General features: G+C 39.3%; 14 protein-coding genes. 6 read left to right on the top strand and 8 right to left on the bottom strand.

Annotated features, from left to right (window positions below; translation table 11 throughout):
• Window positions 1–18: 18 nt before the first annotated feature.
• The 6 genes from IPZ59_RS02150 to IPZ59_RS02175 all read left to right on the top strand — a co-directional run bounded on the left by IPZ59_RS02150 (window position 19) and on the right by IPZ59_RS02175 (window position 5,272).
• Complete coding sequence (locus IPZ59_RS02150; RefSeq protein ID WP_236138240.1) at window positions 19–2,025, top strand: alpha-ketoacid dehydrogenase subunit alpha/beta; 2,007 nt, start codon at window positions 19–21, stop codon at window positions 2,023–2,025.
• A gap of 1 nt (window position 2,026) precedes the next feature.
• Window positions 2,027–2,722 carry a hypothetical protein gene (locus IPZ59_RS02155; protein WP_236138241.1) on the top strand — a complete coding sequence of 232 codons (696 nt, stop codon included), beginning with the start codon at window positions 2,027–2,029 and terminating at the stop codon, window positions 2,720–2,722.
• Window positions 2,723–3,110: 388 nt separating this feature from the next.
• Window positions 3,111–3,749, top strand: coding sequence for an IS1595 family transposase (locus tag IPZ59_RS02160; protein WP_236138242.1), 639 nt, complete (start codon window positions 3,111–3,113; stop codon window positions 3,747–3,749).
• A 144-nt stretch (window positions 3,750–3,893) separates the two neighbouring features.
• Window positions 3,894–4,082, top strand: coding sequence for a hypothetical protein (locus IPZ59_RS02165; RefSeq protein ID WP_236138243.1), 189 nt, complete (start codon window positions 3,894–3,896; stop codon window positions 4,080–4,082).
• Window positions 4,083–4,097: 15 nt separating this feature from the next.
• Window positions 4,098–4,286: a hypothetical protein gene (locus IPZ59_RS02170; protein ID WP_236138244.1), complete on the top strand. Its 189-nt coding sequence runs from the start codon at window positions 4,098–4,100 to the stop codon at window positions 4,284–4,286.
• A 5-nt stretch (window positions 4,287–4,291) separates the two neighbouring features.
• Entirely contained in the window at window positions 4,292–5,272 is a 981-nt protein-coding gene (locus tag IPZ59_RS02175) for a hypothetical protein (protein WP_236138245.1), read from the top strand.
• 310 nt (window positions 5,273–5,582) lie between these two features.
• Here the strand turns inward: IPZ59_RS02175 and IPZ59_RS02180 are convergent, their stop codons facing one another.
• The 8 genes from IPZ59_RS02180 to clpB form a co-directional block, all read right to left on the bottom strand.
• On the bottom strand, window positions 5,583–8,702 hold the full coding sequence (locus tag IPZ59_RS02180) for an efflux RND transporter permease subunit (protein ID WP_236138246.1): 3,120 nt from the start codon (window positions 8,700–8,702) through the stop codon (window positions 5,583–5,585).
• A 188-nt stretch (window positions 8,703–8,890) separates the two neighbouring features.
• Window positions 8,891–11,950: an efflux RND transporter permease subunit gene (locus IPZ59_RS02185; protein WP_236138247.1), complete on the bottom strand. Its 3,060-nt coding sequence runs from the start codon at window positions 11,948–11,950 to the stop codon at window positions 8,891–8,893.
• 2 nt (window positions 11,951–11,952) lie between these two features.
• A complete protein-coding gene (locus IPZ59_RS02190; protein WP_236138248.1) occupies window positions 11,953–13,020 on the bottom strand; it encodes an efflux RND transporter periplasmic adaptor subunit in 1,068 nt (355 codons plus the stop codon).
• A gap of 125 nt (window positions 13,021–13,145) precedes the next feature.
• On the bottom strand, window positions 13,146–13,730 hold the full coding sequence (locus tag IPZ59_RS02195) for a septal ring lytic transglycosylase RlpA family protein (protein WP_236138249.1): 585 nt from the start codon (window positions 13,728–13,730) through the stop codon (window positions 13,146–13,148).
• A gap of 144 nt (window positions 13,731–13,874) precedes the next feature.
• The gene (locus tag IPZ59_RS02200; protein WP_236138250.1) at window positions 13,875–14,363 is read right to left on the bottom strand and encodes an AAA family ATPase; all 489 of its coding nucleotides are present in this window, start codon (window positions 14,361–14,363) and stop codon (window positions 13,875–13,877) included.
• Window positions 14,364–14,366: 3 nt separating this feature from the next.
• Window positions 14,367–14,696 (bottom strand): hypothetical protein, encoded by a 330-nt coding sequence (locus IPZ59_RS02205; RefSeq protein WP_236138251.1) that lies wholly within the window; start codon window positions 14,694–14,696, stop codon window positions 14,367–14,369.
• 165 nt (window positions 14,697–14,861) lie between these two features.
• Window positions 14,862–15,437, bottom strand: a complete 576-nt coding sequence (locus IPZ59_RS02210) for a pyridoxamine 5'-phosphate oxidase family protein (protein WP_236138252.1) — start codon at window positions 15,435–15,437, stop codon at window positions 14,862–14,864.
• Window positions 15,438–15,578: 141 nt separating this feature from the next.
• Entirely contained in the window at window positions 15,579–18,191 is a 2,613-nt protein-coding gene (gene clpB / locus IPZ59_RS02215; protein ID WP_236138253.1) for an ATP-dependent chaperone ClpB, read from the bottom strand.
• Window positions 18,192–18,247 lie beyond the last annotated feature (56 nt).

Genomic DNA, 18,247 nt, shown 5'->3' on the forward strand with positions numbered 1-18,247 from the left:
TTCATCAAAATAAACCCTATGAGTAATCTTGCACTAGCCCAGACCCCCATGGTTTTTGACCGTAAACATTACAGTGATCAGACTTTACTGGATTTGTATAAGTCCTTGTTGATGCCTCGAAGAATCGAAGAAAAAATGCTGATTCTACTAAGGCAAGGAAAAATATCGAAATGGTTTAGCGGTTGGGGACAAGAAGCAATTTCCATAGGTGCTGTCAATGCCTTGCAAGAGGATGAATTCATCTTACCCATGCATAGAAACTTGGGGATTTTTACTGGACGCAAGATGCCATTGGAAAAGCTCTTTGCACAGTTTCAGGGGAAAAAATCAGGATTCACCAAAGGAAGAGACCGCTCATTTCACTTCGGTAGCAAAGAACATCATATTGTAGGGATGATCTCTCATCTTGGTCCACAGCTAGCCATAGCTGATGGGATTGCTCTTGCCCATAAACTTGCGGGGGAATCTAAAGTAGCTTTGGTTTTTTCTGGAGATGGGGCTACATCTGAAGGAGATTTCCACGAAGGAGTAAATGTAGCCGCTGTTTGGAAATTACCAGTGATTTTTGTGATTGAACACAATGGATATGGGCTTTCCACTCCCAACAATGAGCAGTTTGCTTTTGAATACTTCACAGATAAAGCACCTGGATATGGAATTGAAGCTATACGAATCGATGGTAATAATGTACTGGAAGTCTATGATGCGATTTTAAATCTAGCAGATGACTTGCGCAAAAACCCTAGACCTGTATTAGTGGAGGCGATCACCTTCAGAATGAGGGGACACGAAGAAGCCTCAGGCACTAAGTATGTGCCGAAAGAATTGATGGAAACTTGGACACTGAAAGACCCTGTAGATAATTTTGAACGATATTTAGAAGAAACGGGTGTTCTGAATGCCAAAATCAAAGAAAAAATCAATATTGAAATAAAAGCGGCCATCAATCAAGGGTTAGATCTTGCATTTGGAGAAGCAGCCATAGTACCTGATACGCACGAAGAGTTGGAAGATGTATATGCCCCTTTCCAACAAAAGGTGATTGAACCTACCAATGCATCCACTCATGAAAAGCGTTTTATTGATGCTATAGCAGAAGCATTAAGTCAATCCATGGAGCGATATCCCAAGCTCGTTTTGATGGGGCAGGACATTGCAGAGTATGGAGGAGCCTTTAAAATCACAGACGGTTTTGTACAGAAGTTTGGAAAAGAACGTGTACGAAACACCCCGCTTTGCGAAAGTGCAATCATAGGCACTGCTCTCGGCTTATCCATCAAGGGATACAAATCCATGGTAGAAATGCAATTTGCAGATTTTGTCACCTGTGGATTTAATCAAATCGTCAATAATCTCGCAAAAATTCATTACCGCTGGAATCAACAGGCGGATGTGGTGGTACGGATGCCTACGGGAGCAGGTGTGGCGGCAGGTCCTTTTCACTCCCAATCCAATGAAGCTTGGTTTTTTCATACTCCGGGATTGAAGATTGTCTATCCTTCCAATCCTTATGATGCCAAAGGCTTGCTGAATGCAGCTATTGAAGATCCTAATCCATACTTGTACTTTGAGCATAAAGGCATGTACCGCTCTATAAGTGCAGCAATCCCAGAAGATTATTATACTGTCCCCATTGGTAAAGCAGCGTTAGTAGCCAGAGGGGCCGAATTGAGTATCATCACGTATGGCATGGGTGTGCATTGGGCATTGCAAGCAGTGGAAGAGTTGGGCATTCAAGCGGACATTCTTGATCTAAGAACGCTCTTACCATGGGACCAAGAGGCTGTCAAAGAAACCGTAGCAAAAACCGGAAAGGTGATCTTCCTTCAGGAAGATTGTAATACGGGAGGAATAGGCGCTGAAATATGTGCCTGGATTTCAGAAAACTGTTTTGAATACCTTGACGGTCCGGTTATGCGGGAAGGGAGTTTGGATACACCTGTACCTTTTGCTCCAAGTTTGGAGAAAAACTTTCTACCCGTTCAGCGGTTCAAAGAAAAACTCATCACCTTGAAAAACTATTAAGATGCGTATTATTCCTGTGTTGATCATTGGGTGGTTGCTTTTGCCTTTTCAACTTCAGGCACAGGATCTTTTATATACTCTCCAATTCAATGGAGGCATGCCCGTCAGAGACTTACAAAACAAAGTGGGGACACTTTTTTTTCCTGAGTTGAATCTAGCCGGGTACTACCAAGCACCATTCAAGCCCATAGAAGTGGGTATCAATCTTGGGTACAGCATTTATGGAACGCAAGTGGAGCGAAGAAATGATTTATTCGCTTCCAGTAATCAGGATTTACGCATTCGTAGGAATAATAATCTTTTGACATTCATGGGAGTGTTTCGCTATACCTTTGAATTAGATGCACGGGTAATTCCATTTATTGAAGTACAGATGGGAGCCAATTATTTTTATACCCGCTATAAAATCAGAGAAACACGATTTGCTGAACCATTTGAGCAAGGTAGGGATTTTAGCGATTGGGTCTTGGGCTACCGGGGTGGTGGAGGCATAAAAATCCCTTTTAAAAATCCTCAAAAAGGATATTCTGAGATCCGATTGCTATATCACGAATCCGGACCGGTCAGTTTCCTCCGCAGACAGGACACTTCTTTTGATCCCAATACCCGCACCTTCGATTACCATCCTACCCGCTCACCCTTTCAACTCCTGCAATTAGGCTTTGGGTTGGTGATACCAATTAATCTAGAAAATTAGGCCCTTCCAAAATATATTTCTTGAAAACAAGACCTCTTGGAAAATTCCTTCGGAATTAAGAAGTAGAGCTAAAACTAAGCTCTGCTTTTTTTGGGGACCTTAAGACAATCATTCAGTGTAAATTTCAGTATGAAAAGATACAATTTAGTCTTCGGTTTTGTATTAGTTGGCCTAATAATTATATTATTGACACACTAATCCAATGAAATTGTTTTTTGGTGATTTTTATTTATTTTTTTAGAGGTGGACTTTCCTATGCTTCTCCTATTTTTACAATATATATCCGCCTACATACAAGTAGGTAAATTTTATACTTTGACAATAAGTGTCAGTAACCTTCAAGACTGAATTGTAAGTGTTTAATTGGCCTTAAATAAATAAAAAGGCCATGAATATTTTACAATTCTATGAAAGATATCCTGATGAGACAAGTTGCATCCATTACTTGAAGGAACAAAGGGTAAGAGAAGGTGTCATTTGCAAGAATTGTAATTCCAAGGATCACTACTGGCTTAATTCTCTCAATATGTTCCAATGTAAACATTGTAAATTTAGGACAGGACTGAAAAATGGTACTATTATGGAAAACAGCAAGTTGCCATTGAGGACCTGGTTGCTTGCAATGACACTTGTTAGCGCAACCAAGAAGGGATTTAGCTGCCTTGAACTACAGAGGCAGATGGGTCATAGCAGATACGAGACTGTTTTTAGACTGTATCACAAGCACCGGGAAGCAATGGGTAAACGTGACAGCCTATATAAACTAGAGGATATGGTTGAATATGATGAGGCTTTTGTAAGCAAGGCAACAAAATCTTCCGAAAAGACGAAACTGAAGAAAGGCCGTGGAAGCCAAAAACAAGCTACTGTCGCTGTTATGGCTGAATCATCTATTCTTGAAGAAAAGATGATTCAAAACTATCTCAATAAATGCTGTTATAAACTAAACCGAAAATACTTAGGTAAAAAACACTTTGATAGGCTTGTTATTGCGAGCATTTGCCCCTACTTGTATACAAGCGGATAATCATATTTTTTTACTTTGAAACTAAATAATAATCAAAATTTCTTTGAGTATTAATTTTTTTTTTTTTTTCTTTGAAAGGATTAGTTATCCGGAGAACTTTTCTACTAAAAAATCAAACCATTCTTAAACAAAAATTGAGAAAAAATGAAAAAGTTGATTAATGCAATCTTTCTAGGATTACTGTTTTTTAGTGGTCCTTCTTTAAATGTGTCAACGGTCAAATCTGAAACCATTGTAATTTGCCCAGAAGGTGATAAGTACCTTTGCTATAGCAATAAAGACGGGTTGGAAGTAAGAAAAGGAAAAGGACGATCAGAGGTAATAATTAAATAACTTAAAATTTAAATTATGAAAAAACTATTTATAACATTGAAGACTTTAGTCTTTGTAATATTGCTACTTTCTATGTCCAAAGGTAATTTATCTGCACAAAAAATTGTATTATGCCCATCAGGAGATAAATATATTTGTTTGGATTCCCACGATCAACTTGGAACAGTTTACAGGGGTAAAGGAAAAGTAATTGTAATAGAGTAATATCTATGAAAAATTTGTTTTGGGGACCGGCAATAGTTATTGTTATTGCCGGTTTAATAACATCTTGTAAAAGAAATAGTAGTGCGAGCAGGTATGGCAGAATCTTTAACCAAATTGAATTTATCGATAGTCTTTTTTTAGATTTGCCAATATACCGCATTCAGTATGACCATGGACATGTATTCGGCTATTATTTCCCAGACAAATCCATCTACAAATTGAATGAAAAATTCGAAATTTTGGACAGTTTAGGACGATGGGGCGACGGGCCGAAGGAAAATCTAATGATTAGGAATTACCAAGTTATACATGAAAACAAACTAAAAATCTTTGATTCTGAAAAAAATAGCTTTAAAATACAAGATTTTAAAGACTCAGTCTATTTTTTTCACAAATTTTCTAAAAACTTATATGGAGGATTTCATTTGGATGATCAGAGATTTTTAATTTGGTCAAAAGCAAATAAATCGAGAATTGAATTTAACTATTATGACCTCAATCAAAACCAGTACTATCCGATAAACAATATCAATAGTTATTTTGATTCGGACAACTCAGCCCTGGTTTATGAAGGTAAAGTGCTATTAAATGGAAATGAGGTTTTATACACATCTTACTTTGCCAATTTTTGGTTTAAATACAATATCAATAGTGATGAAATATCCATTGGAAAATATATACACGACTACCCTTTACCTAAGGTCCTAGAAGTTGGCGATGGAGTGATGTTGGATGACGCTGTGGAATTGATTGTGGATAGTTTTATTTATAAAGAAAAGTTAATGATCATTTCAAATTTTGGAGAACGCAAATTTCCAGAGCAGAGAATTCTTGACATTTACGATATCATGAGCATGCAGTATGAAAAATCCTATCTCTTGCCAAAATTATTCGAAACTGCTCCTGACGAAGGATTCTTGTTTAAGGATGGGCAAATTGGGATACTTTATGAAGATTTAGTAGCTATTTTTAAATTAAAAAATTGATCTAATTGTTAAAAGTATTCAGATATTAAATTTGTTTAACCTTTTTAGGACCTCTTGGAAAATTCCTTTGGAATTAGGAAGTAGAGCTAAAACAAAGCTCTGCTTTTTTTGGGACCCTTAAGACAATCATTTAGTGTCAATTTCAGTACGAAAAGATACAATTTAGTCTTCGGCTTTGTATGCATTGGCCCAAGAATTGTAATATTGTTGCAACGAGATTACCCCCCCAATTTCTTTGTGATACTTTAACCCCAACTTGGCACAGAAATTGAAAGTTAGTTTGAACAAAGCTAAACCAACTATTTTTCTATCAAGCCGTCTTTTGGGACGGCTTTACTTTTTTCCACAGAAATACCGGAAGGGCAATGAATACACCGATGATACTGAAAATCAAGCCTCCGATAGTCCCAATAGCCAGAGAAAACCAGAATATTTCATTTTGACCTTCCATAATAAAAGGAATCAAACCGAAACAGGTAGATAGGATGGTGAGCATAATCGGAATAGCTTTTCCTGCGACAGCCTTGATCACATTCCGATTGTACAGACCCTCTCTACGATTATTCAGGTCGTTGACAATAAATATGGCAGCATTCACCGCCAGGCCTCCCAGCAACACAAATGCAGCATATCCCCCTTGATCAAAATAGAAATCAAATAATGAGAAAATCAGAAACAAGCCAATAAAAGCAATCGGAATGATCACAATAATATAAAACGGTTGTCTCAAATTTTCGAAAAGCACTGAAGTAATAAAGAAAATACCTACGATTAACACTAAAATAAGAGAATACTGACGTTTTGCTTTATCCCAAGTCCAAGACCATGTTTGCTTGGAAGCAGTGTAACCAATCGGCATTGTAGCCTTCATTTCAGTCAATACTTCATCAAGATACTCATTCCCAAACTTGGCAGAGCCCATGTATTCAAATGCTACCAATCGAATGTATTGCCGATCTTCTTTATGAAGAGCATTGGTTGTAAATTCTTTGTTAAGAGATCCGAAATTGCTGACTTTAAAAATCTTATCGTTATCTTTTATCAAACTATTTTCTTGCAAATCATATCGTGAATACGTCTGCGATTCCTTTTCCTGAACAACCACTCCATAATTTTTATCATCCAGTGTGAGATAGGTCGTTGGATTAGTTGGCTTAGTCACATCCAGCAGGGCACTTACCACCTCAAATTGATTGGTTTTACCTAAAGCCATAGAATTTTGATCCAGCCTTAAAACGTATTCTTCTGTCTTCTGCTCATCCCAACCCAATCGCTCGTTGGTGTTGACCTCCTGAATCCGTTTATGTCTCAATAATTTTTCTGCCAAAATCTCCGATTGACGTTCCAGCTCATCGTAATTATAGCCTTTCATCGTCACCCGAAAGGACGGAATTCCTTCACCTCCTGCACCTGTGTAAAAACCTTGTCCGACCCCATAAATCGACCAGCGAGCTCCAGACCAATCCGTTGACTTTACAGACAAGCGCCCTTTCAATTGATAAGGCAATGCTGACTTTTCATATTCTTCTTTGAACGTGATGATTATCCTGGCTGACTGACCTGACTGTACATAAGTTACAAATTGATCAATCCCGGCAACACCTTTCAGGAACCCCTCAAATTCTTTCATGATAAAGTCCATTTGATCTAAGGTATTTCCAAAAGGTAGTCGGGCATTGACATATAAACGGGTCTTTTCAGCTTCTCTGTAGGATGATTTTTCAAAGACTCCTCTTACAAACATCCGTAAGGATCCACCAAGCCATTTATCCACGTGTGGCCGAATATCTTCTTGATATACAGTACTACCAATCGTCTTATTGTACCATTCCTGTCCCTCCCATTTGTTTGGTAGAAAAAAAATAGGGAAGCCAAAAAGCAATAAAAGTAAGAAGACAAATGTCTTACGATAATTGGCCACAAAACCGAGACTTCTATTATAAATCCTAAAAGAACGAGCTCTCTTCCTTAACTGTGCTATACTCAATTTACGACCCTCCTTTGCTTTAGACCCAAATAAGAGTTCGTACATCGCAGGAGTAAATAATAACGCTACTAACAATGATACTGCCAACATCACCGCTACCACCACTGAGAATTCGGTCAGATTCTTTCGGTCTTCCTCCGGTAGAAAAAACACAATCATCAATGCTGCTATAGTCGTCAAAGAGGCTGCCAATAAAGCCAAAAACACCTTTCGGTTTCTATGCTTGTGCAAATGGTCTATCATAATGATCGCATTATCCACGATTAGACCGAAAGAAATGGTAAGTCCAGCAATGGTATAGAGGTGTATATCAATGCCCATCATATACAGTACCAAGGCTGTAAGACTCAAATTAACTACAATTCCCAAGAATAAGGTAGTCAGGTATTTCAGGTTTCGATTGATCAAAAAGATAAAGACAATCAATATCAAAATCGACAATCCAGATCGCTTGTAAATCTTATTGAGCTCTTTTTCCAAAAACTCCGTATCATCGCTCTCTAGACGCACCTCAAAACCTGCTGGCAGCAAACTTTTTGCATCCTCCACAGCTGCTTTGATTGATTGGGCTAAGAGTACCTTATTAACTCCATCTCTATTAAAAACAGACAGTGTAACAGAGTTATTTCCATTGATTCGGTAATAAGATGTGGGTTCAGCCTCTTCGAGGGTCAACTGGGCGAGATCACGTAGATAAACTTCTTTCCCTTCCCGTAAAGTGATGAGAAGCTGCTCCAACTGCTCCAAGGAGGTCAGAGATCGGTCAAATTGGATGAAAAGTGTTTCGTTGCGAGTATTCAGTACAGCCCCGGGGTAATTAACACCAAAGGAGCCACGAATAACCGCCTCTAAATCAGATTTACTTAACTGATAGCGCTGTAGACGCTTGATATCGTAGGTGATAAATAATTGCAAATCATTGGCGCCTCTGACAGTGACTTCTTCAATTTCTTCAAATTTGTTGAGTGATGTTTTTAAAACATCCTCAGCTATTTTTTTGATTTCAAAAGAAGCAAATGGTCCATTGACCGAATATGTCAAAATAGGGTTTTTCGCAGTCGATTTACGCTCTTCAGATTGCCTGACAATTGGATAAGACACTTTGGGGTCCAAATTCGGATAAACTTGCCGAATGATGGACGCCACCTCAAATTTCTTAAACTCCATATCTGTCTGTTTGTCAAAACGCAGCGTGATTGAGCCCATGTCATAATTGGATACCGAATTGACTTTTTTCAAATCAGCCAACTGCGAAAGTGCTCCTTCCAAAGGTGAAGTAGCTAGCTTTTCTACCAAATCAGGTGAAGATCGAGGCACACTGTAGGTAACAGAAAGCACAGGCTCTCTTTCCCGAGGATTCAAATCCACAGAAAGTCTTGGCACCAAGGCAAACCCTATGATACTGATTACTACAAACGATATGATAATCCTGAATGAAGACATATTTTTTAAATGCGAGATACTCGACGCAAGAGTTTAGACTTATCAGCTTCAAGCAGCAATTAATACTTGCGAACTACACAGCTATTCGTACTTAACTTTTCTGGCATCGAAAATTGGTTTTCGCTTTTTACTTAATTATTGGATTTACATGGTTTTTACTCCAATGAAATATTCGATGTGTTTTGATTTTAAACGTTCGCTTCTACTGTATCGGCTCTGATTTTCTCTTTTTTCGTAAGTATCCAATACGCTAGAGGCACGAAATATAGCGCTGTAAATGTACCGATTGTCAAACCACCAATAACTGAAAATACAAGTGGTCGCTGAAGATCTGCACCAAGCCCTGCACTGAAAACTACTGGCAACAAAGCCAAGATGGTAGTTACTGAAGTCATCAAGATTGGTTTCAGTCGAATTTCACCAGCTTCATACAAGGCCATTTCCAGCGCTTCTTGCATTGAAAACTTATCTTGATACGTCACCCGAAGACGATTGATAGTATCAATTTTCAAAATAGCGTCATTTACCATGATCCCCAACATTACAACAAGTCCAATCGCTGACATCACATTCAAACTTGTTCCAGTAATCAGCAATACCATAAACGCTCCTGCAACTCCTAGAGGTAAGGTAAAGATGACAATCAATGGCTGAAGAAAATTTTCGAATTGTGCCGCAAGAATAAAATAGAGAAGTAGAACCGATACCAATAAAATCCCAACCAATTCTTGAATAGTCTCTCGATCTTTGAAATACTGCCCAAAGAAACTAACCCCTAAATTATTTTCATTTGCCCATTGAGAAATCGCAGTAGTGTGAACTTCGGGCTTGGAATCCTCTAACAAGACAGATTGATAAATCCCACCCTTATCGGAGGTTACAAACTTGTAGTGATTTTCATAATCAAAGCTGATAAAATTGATTAAAGCATACTCTGTCCCATCCTTCCCAATCAATGCATTGGTTCGTAACAATCGCTCAAAATCAGCATACTCAGTTCTCAACTTGATAGGAGTGATTTCACCAAAACGCTTGATATCGGTGATAGTGAAGGAACCGAATAATTGTTTTACCTTTTCCTGTAGGTCATTTGGACTTATTCCATATAAGGCTAGCTTCCCCGCATCCAATCGAAACACTACGGAGGCTTCTTTTTGCAGGCCAGGCCCCCTAGTAAATTCAGGAACAGGAAATTGCTCTAGAAATCCATCCATCTTTTCTTCTGGAACTGGTTTTTTAGAAACCATGTCTTTCCAACGGACTTCGTAATAAGGGATATTGGTATTGAATAGCTGATCAAATGCATTAGGAGCATCCGTAATATCGAAGAACGAATTGGGATACTGTGTACTCAAATAGTTTTCCAAAACCTTCATCTTCTCAGCTTTAAGCTCTTGTGTTTCAAACAAAAAATATACACTTGCTTCCTGCAAAGAACTTTCTCCATCAAATAAGAGGAATTGACGCACGCCTACATCCGCTTCTGATTTTTCATAATTCCCTTCCAACAAACCTAACAAGCGAAGCACACGCTCTTTGTTTTCATCGACACCAATCGGTTCATTCCAATTAATTTGAACCACAGCATCAAATTTTTCAATAGGAGGTAATCCACGCACGTCCAAAAGTTGGGATAAAGCAAGTCCTAATGGGATCAGAATCAAAAAGAAGAAAAAACTGACTTTACGATACGCAAAAATATGCTTGTAAAGCTTTTTATACCCTTTCAATACCCATAAAAAAAGTTTACTATCCTCTCCTTGAACACCTTTACTTTCAGTGCTTTTAAAGAATAAATGATACAACATGGGAAGGAAAATAAAGGCAACCATCAAGGAAACCCCCAAAATAGCAGCCACAGAAATCGCTTGATCCTTGAACAAGGCTCCCGAAATCCCACTCAAAAACACCAATGGTACAAATACCGCCAAGGTAGTCAATACAGAGCTGATCAAAGCTGACATTACCTCATTGACTCCTGCAACGCAAGCCTCAAACAAAGCTAATCCTTGCTTCCGCTTACGGGTGATATTATCCAAAACAATGATGGAATTATCAATCAACATCCCAAGACCCAAGGCTAAACCTGATAAGGAAATGACATTGATAGAAACCTCAAAGAAATAAAATACCAAGAAACTAATCAGTAATGAAACAGGTAGGGAGACCCCTATGATGATGGGCATACGGTAATTTCCCATAAAAATGAACAACACCCCGAATGCAAACATCCCTCCAAAAAGGAGAGAGGTCTGCAGATTGCTGATTCCCGCATTGAGTAATACTGATTGATCTTGTGTCAATGCAAATTCAACCTGTGGGTAATCTACTTTAAAAAGCTCGACTGCTTCATAAATTTTTGGAACCAGCTCATTCATTTTGGCTGCAGCTTGCTTGTGAACGGTAATTACCAAGCCCTCTTCCTGCCCAAACAAATGATGTCCCAAGACATCTCCTATTTCATACCGGACATCAGCTACTCTACTCAAAGGTACTGTAATGCCTTCGCGTGAGGTTACTGGTAATTGACTAATGTCATCGGGATTATTGACTCGGGTAGCTAAGCGCAAATAATAGCGAAACTGCCCATCTTCTACGGATATCCCAGGAAGCTCTTCGTTCCCAAATCGAATAGCACTGATTACCTCCTGAGCAGTCATACCCAATGCACGTAAAGCAGGAATGTTTGGAGTAACAGCAATGACCCGCTCTTTTCTTCCGTTGATATCGACAAGAGATACACCCTCCAATTGCTCCAATCGCTTTTTCAAAACATTTTCTGTCAGTAAGCTGACTTCTGAATAATCAAAGCCTGTTTTGGGAACCACTTGGACGCGGATGATAGGAATATCATTGGTATTGATCCGGATCACTTGCGGTCTGGGAAGATCATTGGGTAGACTGTTGGTCAATCGGTCGATTTTTTCATTCACTTCGATGTAGGCCAACTCCATTTTGGTCCCGTAATCAAAGGTCAAGCGTACATTCCCTACTTCTGAGCCCGCCTTACTTTCCATATCTTCCAACCCACCCAAAGTCATGAGTGACTCACGGATAGGATAGAGTACGTTTTGTTCAATAGCTTCAGGAGAAGCATTGGGGTAGTTGACTTTGATGACTATTTGAGGCACATCGATAGGCGGCAGCAAACTAATAGGCAACGCACGAAATACGATGACTGCAAAAACCATCAAGGCAATAAAAATCATGCTGACCGCAATTGGCCTTTGGAGTAAGAAACGTACCATGCTTAATCCTTTACAATTTGTACAGGGGCTTGGTGAGCCAACTGAAGATTATTGGTGGTAATGACTGTAGCTCCATCATCAATTCCTGAAAGAATCTCTACTTCCTGCCCATTGTCTTTACCAACTTCTACATAATTCCATTTGGACTCATTTTTGTCTATTGTAAAAACGACAGCCCGCTGGGAGCGGTACACCAAAGCTTGCTTAGGAACAACAAGTGAATTATTCTGTGGTGCGCGAATAATTGCGCGCGCATTCATCCCTGGAAGCATTTTACTAGCTGAGGTCAAGAGAATCCCAACTTGGACTAGTCCATTTTCGTCTACTTTTGGATTGATGCTTTGTACAGCGCCAGTCAGTTGATCTCCACTACCTACCGGGTAAATTTCTGCTTTCTGACCTATACTGATCAATGCGATATCAGATTCCAAAACCTTGACTTTTAATTCCAATCGGCTAGGACTGATGATTTCCAAAAGTTCATCACCTGCCTTTACCAAACTACCCCTTTTGATTTTCAGATCTGCAACTTTTCCTGTGATAGGTGCCTTGATGATTGTTTTTTCTAAGTCCAATTCAGCTTCTTTCAGGTCAATCTCAGCAGTAAACAACCCACTTTTAGCCTTTAACTGTTCTTCGATTTGGGTAATGCGTTGGGCATCTCCTGAGTTGAGTATGGTTTCAAAACTCAATAAATCAGACTGATAGACAGATTGTGCATTTTTTAAAGCGATTTTAGCTTTTTCTAGCTTAAACTTTGCTTCTGTATCATCCAGTTTGGCTAAGATTTTTCCTTTTTCTACAAGTTCACCTTCTCTAGCATTCAATTCTAACAAATAGCCTGCTCGCTCGATGACTACCATGATTTGCTCCGGAGCTTCAATTTTACCGGATGCATTGATTAAGTAATCAAATGATTTACGCTCTGCAGTAGCTACTCTTACGGGAGTGGCCGCCACTTCCCCTCTAAAAGATTCTAATGGGATTTCCTCCCCTTTTTGTTTTTCTTCTGTACAAGCAAAGGCAACTAAAAATGCAATCCAAAGAATATGCGGAAACTTGACTTTCATAAGATAGAATTAAATTGAGTGGTTTAAATAACTAAGTTTTTAACCAAAAAACAAAATAGAAATGTTAAAAATTATTTTACACACAAAAAATTAGCTCATTTTTTGCAAAAATGAGCTTCTTTCAATTAGGAAGCAATGGTGTTGGCTACCCTTGTACCTATTATTTTATCGAATGAAGCTATTGTTGAGAAGGTATCCACTTGAAGTGGAAACGTAAAAATTTCAGGTTTGTCAAATTCTAACTCTATGGGGTTTTCATAAAGCCTCAATCGCAAATCTTCTGGCTTATCATCCTGAAAATGTTCCATCAACTTTAGGACTACTTCTTCATCTGCTACCTCCACTCGAACATGAACTATACCATCGCGCACCATATCCAACTGCTCAGCAGCTCCTCTAGACAAATCAATAATTCGTTTGGAAGATTGTGGCAATCGATCGTTGATTCGTACCCACACCTCATTTCCATTTTTCAAATTGGTCACTTTCAACATAGTTCCAAAAGGGAGATATTTATGCGCAGCTGTCAGCGCTTTCATATCATAAATCTCTCCATTAGCAGTTTTTCTCATATGGAATTTCTTTCCATAGAAACTGGCAACTCCCTCTTGGATTTTTAAACGTTCCTCCAAGGTAGGCAGCGTGTCACTAGCCCAACCCACCACTGGAATTGCAAGCAAAATCACCACTATGAGGAAAATATTTTTCATTGCGAACCAATAAGCAATTCATGTACCAAAAAACATTTATAGCAAGCGTACAATCTGTTTTTTATACCAATTCTACATGCAAAATATATACAAACAGCTGAAAATAAAACTTTTAAAATATCTAAATCAAAAATAGCTCTGAAATCACCCTAGATGTCCTGCTTTGTTTCGTTTACAATGATCCAACAAAAACTCTAAAGCATCTAGCTGCTCCTCCCATATTTGGGCACTTGAACGATAAGCAGAACCAGCCTCACGAACTCTCTGTATAGCTTCTGCGGGTTCTACAGTTAAGAAAATCACCTGAGTTTCTATCCCCAAATCTTTCGCTTGATAAATCAAATCCATAAATGGACTAGTCCCTTCGGATACTACAGGACACTCCACAACAACGGTTTTGTCATCTTCGAAAGCCATAAAAGCCTCCCATGGGATTTCATTGTAAAGCTCAATAAAAGCATCATTATCCTCTACCCTAAAGCCATCCAACACTGGTTGAAGTGTTCCGAAGCGGGCCATACTTTCCTGAAACAAATCCATTACATGAAACTTTTTATGGTCCGCATAATTTTTCTCAATAAATGTGCTTTTGCCGGATCCCTGAATCCCTATTACAAAAATCATTTTTCTCATTCTTCACTTGTTTAATTGTTTACCATAACTCCACATCACTCCCCATATTTCATGATAAGCCGCCAGTTTATCCTTCTGGGATGGTACTCTAGCCACTTTACTTTTGAAATTTGGGTAATCCAAGTCAAGGATTTTTTGAGCAACAATCGCCGCCATTTCCTTTTTTGGTACCAAGACTCTGAAGCGGTAATCCGCATCTAGAATTTCCACAATTTGCTCAGACGAAAAAAGACTGAGTAAATCCTTTTGAACTCGCGCACGGACCATTAACATATCCGGGAGTTCACGGTGTTGTACGATGGAAATAAATCCATCTGTTGACGCTATCCACATATCAATAAGAATTTGTTTTTACGCAGGTATGGAGCTTAATTTTTTCGGAGCTTGACTTTAAAAAATCAAATAAATACAGAGCTCTAGCTCAACTACATTACGAATGTACTTCTCAATTTTTCAATAAAAAAATTAATGACACTAACTGTCGAAAAAAGAATGCAATTAAGGAACTATCCAAGAACCTTCCCAGGAGTCATTTTTAAGAAAAAATTGGGCTCTTTGGTGTTCTAAACCATTCAATTGTAATACCTCAAACATGATTGGTTTCAATTCTATCACAGCAAAGTAACGGGGATCATCCAATTGGTCTTCCCAGACAAATGCCGCGCTAGGCTCCACAATGGGAGTACCTGGTGCGAGTTTGGAGTTATATGCCTTTTGTGCTTCTCCCTGTACGCGAGACCAGTGCGCATGAGCCATGTCATCCCCTTGGTGAATCAGGGCATCCGCTTGGATTCGGACCTGTGCGCGCTTTTGTGGATGATAACATGTAAGCGATACCTTTGGGTTTTGTAGTATGCTTTTCACTTTTTCTGTGCGACTATCGGAATAAAAAACCAGGTTCAATGATGCATCTATCATTCGCATAACCACATATCGAGCATCTGCTGCTTGGTTACACACAGTTGACAATACTACAAATCGAAAAGGATGCTTTTTATCTAGCGTGCCTCTCCTTAACTCATGCTTGAGATCTTGGAATACAGTATCAAGTGTGGCATCTATTGAAATAAGCATCGGAAAGGAGTTAATGTATCTACTCTTGGAACCGATCGAAGTTAAAAAAGTTTGATTAAACACTCGGTAATAAAAAAAGGCCAGTTGAAAAAATCAACTGGCCTTTTTGGTATTCATAAATCACCAAGATGTCAACATCTCTTAAACCTCAACCGAATCAATATTTTTGAAATATACTTGTCTATCTGCATCCAGATCCACCAATACCGCAGAGTCATTTTTGACATAGCCTGAAAGGATTTGTTTGGACAGTTCGTTTAAAACCAAACGTTGCATAGTCCGCTTCAAGGGTCTTGCACCAAATTGCGGATCAAAGCCAACCTCGCCCAAATAATCCAATACCTCTGGAGTTGCTTCAATTTCAATAGATGCTTGTTCTAATCGTTTTTGAATTTCTCTCCATTGGATGTCAACAATTTTTCGGGTAACAGTTTTGGTCAATGGCTCAAACATAATCGTGTCATCAATTCTATTGAGGAATTCTGGTCTGACCGACTTTTTAAGCAATTCATATACCTCCTGTTTGGTTTTTTCCAATATTAAGTCTTTGTTCCATTCTTCCATTTCAGCAAATCTCTCTTGAATCAAGTGGGAGCCAATGTTAGTAGTGAGGATAATGATGGTATTTTTAAAATTCGCGATTCTCCCCTTATTATCTGTGAGCCTACCATCATCCAATACTTGCAACAAGATATTGAATACGTCTGGATGTGCTTTTTCGATTTCGTCAAGCAAGATCACTGAATAGGGCTTTCTGCGGACTGACTCAGTCAATTGTCCTCCCTCATCATAACCTACATATCCTGGAGGTGCTCCCACCAATCGCGAAACGGAATGACGTTCTTGATATTCAGACATGTCAATCCTTACCATTGCATTTTCATCATTAAAGAGGTATTCTGCTAAGGCTTTGGCTAATTCTGTTTTCCCAACTCCCGTAGTCCCCATGAAAATAAATGACCCAATAGGTCTTCTGGGATCTTGAAGGCCTGCTCTACTTCTTCGGACGGCGTCGGATAAGGCAATGATAGCTTCGGTTTGACCAGCTACCCGTTTCTCAAGCTCATCCTCTAAGTGCAGGAGTTTTTCTCGGTCACTTTGAATCATTTTGGAAAGCGGTATACCTGTCCATTTAGAAACTACAGCAGCTATATCTTCACTATCGACTTCCTCTTTCAACAAAGGAGATCCTTGCTGCATCTCCTCCAATTGCCTTTTGAAGGATTCCAGTTTTTGTTCAGCTTCGATGATTTTCCCGTAACGGATCTCAGCCACTTTCCCAAAATCTCCAGCGCGTTCGGCTTGTTCTGCCTCTACTTTAAGTTTATCAATGGCTTCTTTCTCTCGTCGAATGCCCATAATGACAGCTTTTTCAGCCTCCCATTTAGCCTTAACAGCTTGCCTTTTTTCGGTCAAATCTGCTATTTCCTTGCTGAGGACAGTCTCTTTATCCTTGTTGTTTTCTCTTCTGATCGCCTCTCGCTCAATTTCTAATTGCATTATGCGACGATTGAGCTCATCCAATTCTTGTGGTAAGGAATCGATTTCCATCCGAAGCTTAGCGGCAGCCTCATCCATCAAATCAATGGCTTTGTCAGGTAAGAATCGATCTGAAATATATCGTTGGGACAATTCTACGGCTGCTATTACTGCATCATCCTTGATGCGGACTCCATGGTGCAACTCATATTTATCCTTGATCCCTCGTAAAATGGAAATCGCATCTGCTGCATCCGGTTCGTCCACCATTACTGCTTGGAATCTACGTTCCAGAGCTTTATCCTTTTCTATGTATTTTTGGTACTCTTTGAGGGTTGTTGCGCCGATAGCATGCAATTCACCTCTCGCCAACGCCGGTTTCAGTAAGTTGGCAGCATCCATGGCTCCTTCCCCTCCACCTCCTGCGCCAATCAAGGTATGAATCTCATCGATAAATAAGATAATTTCCCCATCGGAGTCTGTCACTTCTTTGATAACCGCTTTCAAACGTTCTTCAAATTCTCCTTTATACTTGGCACCTGCTACCAATAACCCCATATCCAACGATATTAAAGTTTTGGTTTTGAGGTTTTCGGGAACATCCCCACTTACAATCCGCTGAGCAAGGCCTTCTACGATGGCAGTTTTACCCACTCCCGGCTCACCCAACAGTATGGGATTATTTTTGGTCCTTCTGGCCAAAATTTGCAAAACTCTCCGGATCTCCTCGTCTCGACCGATGACAGGGTCTATTTTACCCTTCTTGGCTAATTCGTTCAGATTTTTGGAATATTTTTCCAAAGCTCTGTACTTGGCTTCTGCATTTTGATCTGTCACTTTATTTCCTTGTCTTAATTGCTTGATTGCTTCGATTAGGGCTTTTTCTTCAAGACCTTGATCCTTTAATAATTGGGCTGTTTTATCCGAGCCAGCCAAGATTCCTAATAAGAGATGTTCAATCGCCACGAAATCATCACCAAATCGTTTCAATTGCTCTTTGGACTTTGCTAGGGCTTGTTGAGAAGCCTGAGAAAGATAGGGCTGTTGACCGCTCACCTTGGGTAAAGAAGCAAGAACTGAATCCAACTTTTCTATCAGAATGCTTTTGTTGATTGTAGATTTTTTAAACAGAAAATCCACCACATGCTCATCATCTGCCAAAATCCCTTTAAGGATATGCGCAGGCTCAATGGCTTGCTGCTGTGCAGTCATAGCCAACTCTGCTGCCTTTTGAATAGCTTCCTGAGATTTGATTGTATATTCCTTGAAATCCATATTGATCGAATTTACTAACCTGTTGACAGCTAGCAATCAAAAAATAATCCAAGGGA

This window comes from Mongoliitalea daihaiensis, assembly GCF_021596945.1.
Taxonomy (GTDB): Bacteria; Bacteroidota; Bacteroidia; order Cytophagales; family Cyclobacteriaceae; genus Mongoliitalea; species Mongoliitalea daihaiensis.

Excerpts from the sequence above, each read along its gene's own strand:
- IPZ59_RS02160 (WP_236138242.1), top strand. The coding sequence starts at position 3,111 with ATGAATATTTTACAATTCTATGAAAGATATCCTGATGAGACAAGTTGC.
- IPZ59_RS02180 (WP_236138246.1), bottom strand. The coding sequence starts at position 8,702 with ATGTCTTCATTCAGGATTATCATATCGTTTGTAGTAATCAGTATCATA.
- IPZ59_RS02200 (WP_236138250.1), bottom strand. The coding sequence starts at position 14,363 with ATGAGAAAAATGATTTTTGTAATAGGGATTCAGGGATCCGGCAAAAGC.
- IPZ59_RS02165 (WP_236138243.1), top strand. The coding sequence starts at position 3,894 with ATGAAAAAGTTGATTAATGCAATCTTTCTAGGATTACTGTTTTTTAGT.
- IPZ59_RS02150 (WP_236138240.1), top strand. The coding sequence starts at position 19 with ATGAGTAATCTTGCACTAGCCCAGACCCCCATGGTTTTTGACCGTAAA.
- IPZ59_RS02175 (WP_236138245.1), top strand. The coding sequence starts at position 4,292 with ATGAAAAATTTGTTTTGGGGACCGGCAATAGTTATTGTTATTGCCGGT.
- IPZ59_RS02205 (WP_236138251.1), bottom strand. The coding sequence starts at position 14,696 with ATGTGGATAGCGTCAACAGATGGATTTATTTCCATCGTACAACACCGT.
- IPZ59_RS02155 (WP_236138241.1), top strand. The coding sequence starts at position 2,027 with ATGCGTATTATTCCTGTGTTGATCATTGGGTGGTTGCTTTTGCCTTTT.
- IPZ59_RS02185 (WP_236138247.1), bottom strand. The coding sequence starts at position 11,950 with ATGGTACGTTTCTTACTCCAAAGGCCAATTGCGGTCAGCATGATTTTT.
- IPZ59_RS02195 (WP_236138249.1), bottom strand. The coding sequence starts at position 13,730 with ATGAAAAATATTTTCCTCATAGTGGTGATTTTGCTTGCAATTCCAGTG.
- clpB (WP_236138253.1), bottom strand. The coding sequence starts at position 18,191 with ATGGATTTCAAGGAATATACAATCAAATCTCAGGAAGCTATTCAAAAG.
- IPZ59_RS02170 (WP_236138244.1), top strand. The coding sequence starts at position 4,098 with ATGAAAAAACTATTTATAACATTGAAGACTTTAGTCTTTGTAATATTG.
- IPZ59_RS02210 (WP_236138252.1), bottom strand. The coding sequence starts at position 15,437 with ATGCTTATTTCAATAGATGCCACACTTGATACTGTATTCCAAGATCTC.
- IPZ59_RS02190 (WP_236138248.1), bottom strand. The coding sequence starts at position 13,020 with ATGAAAGTCAAGTTTCCGCATATTCTTTGGATTGCATTTTTAGTTGCC.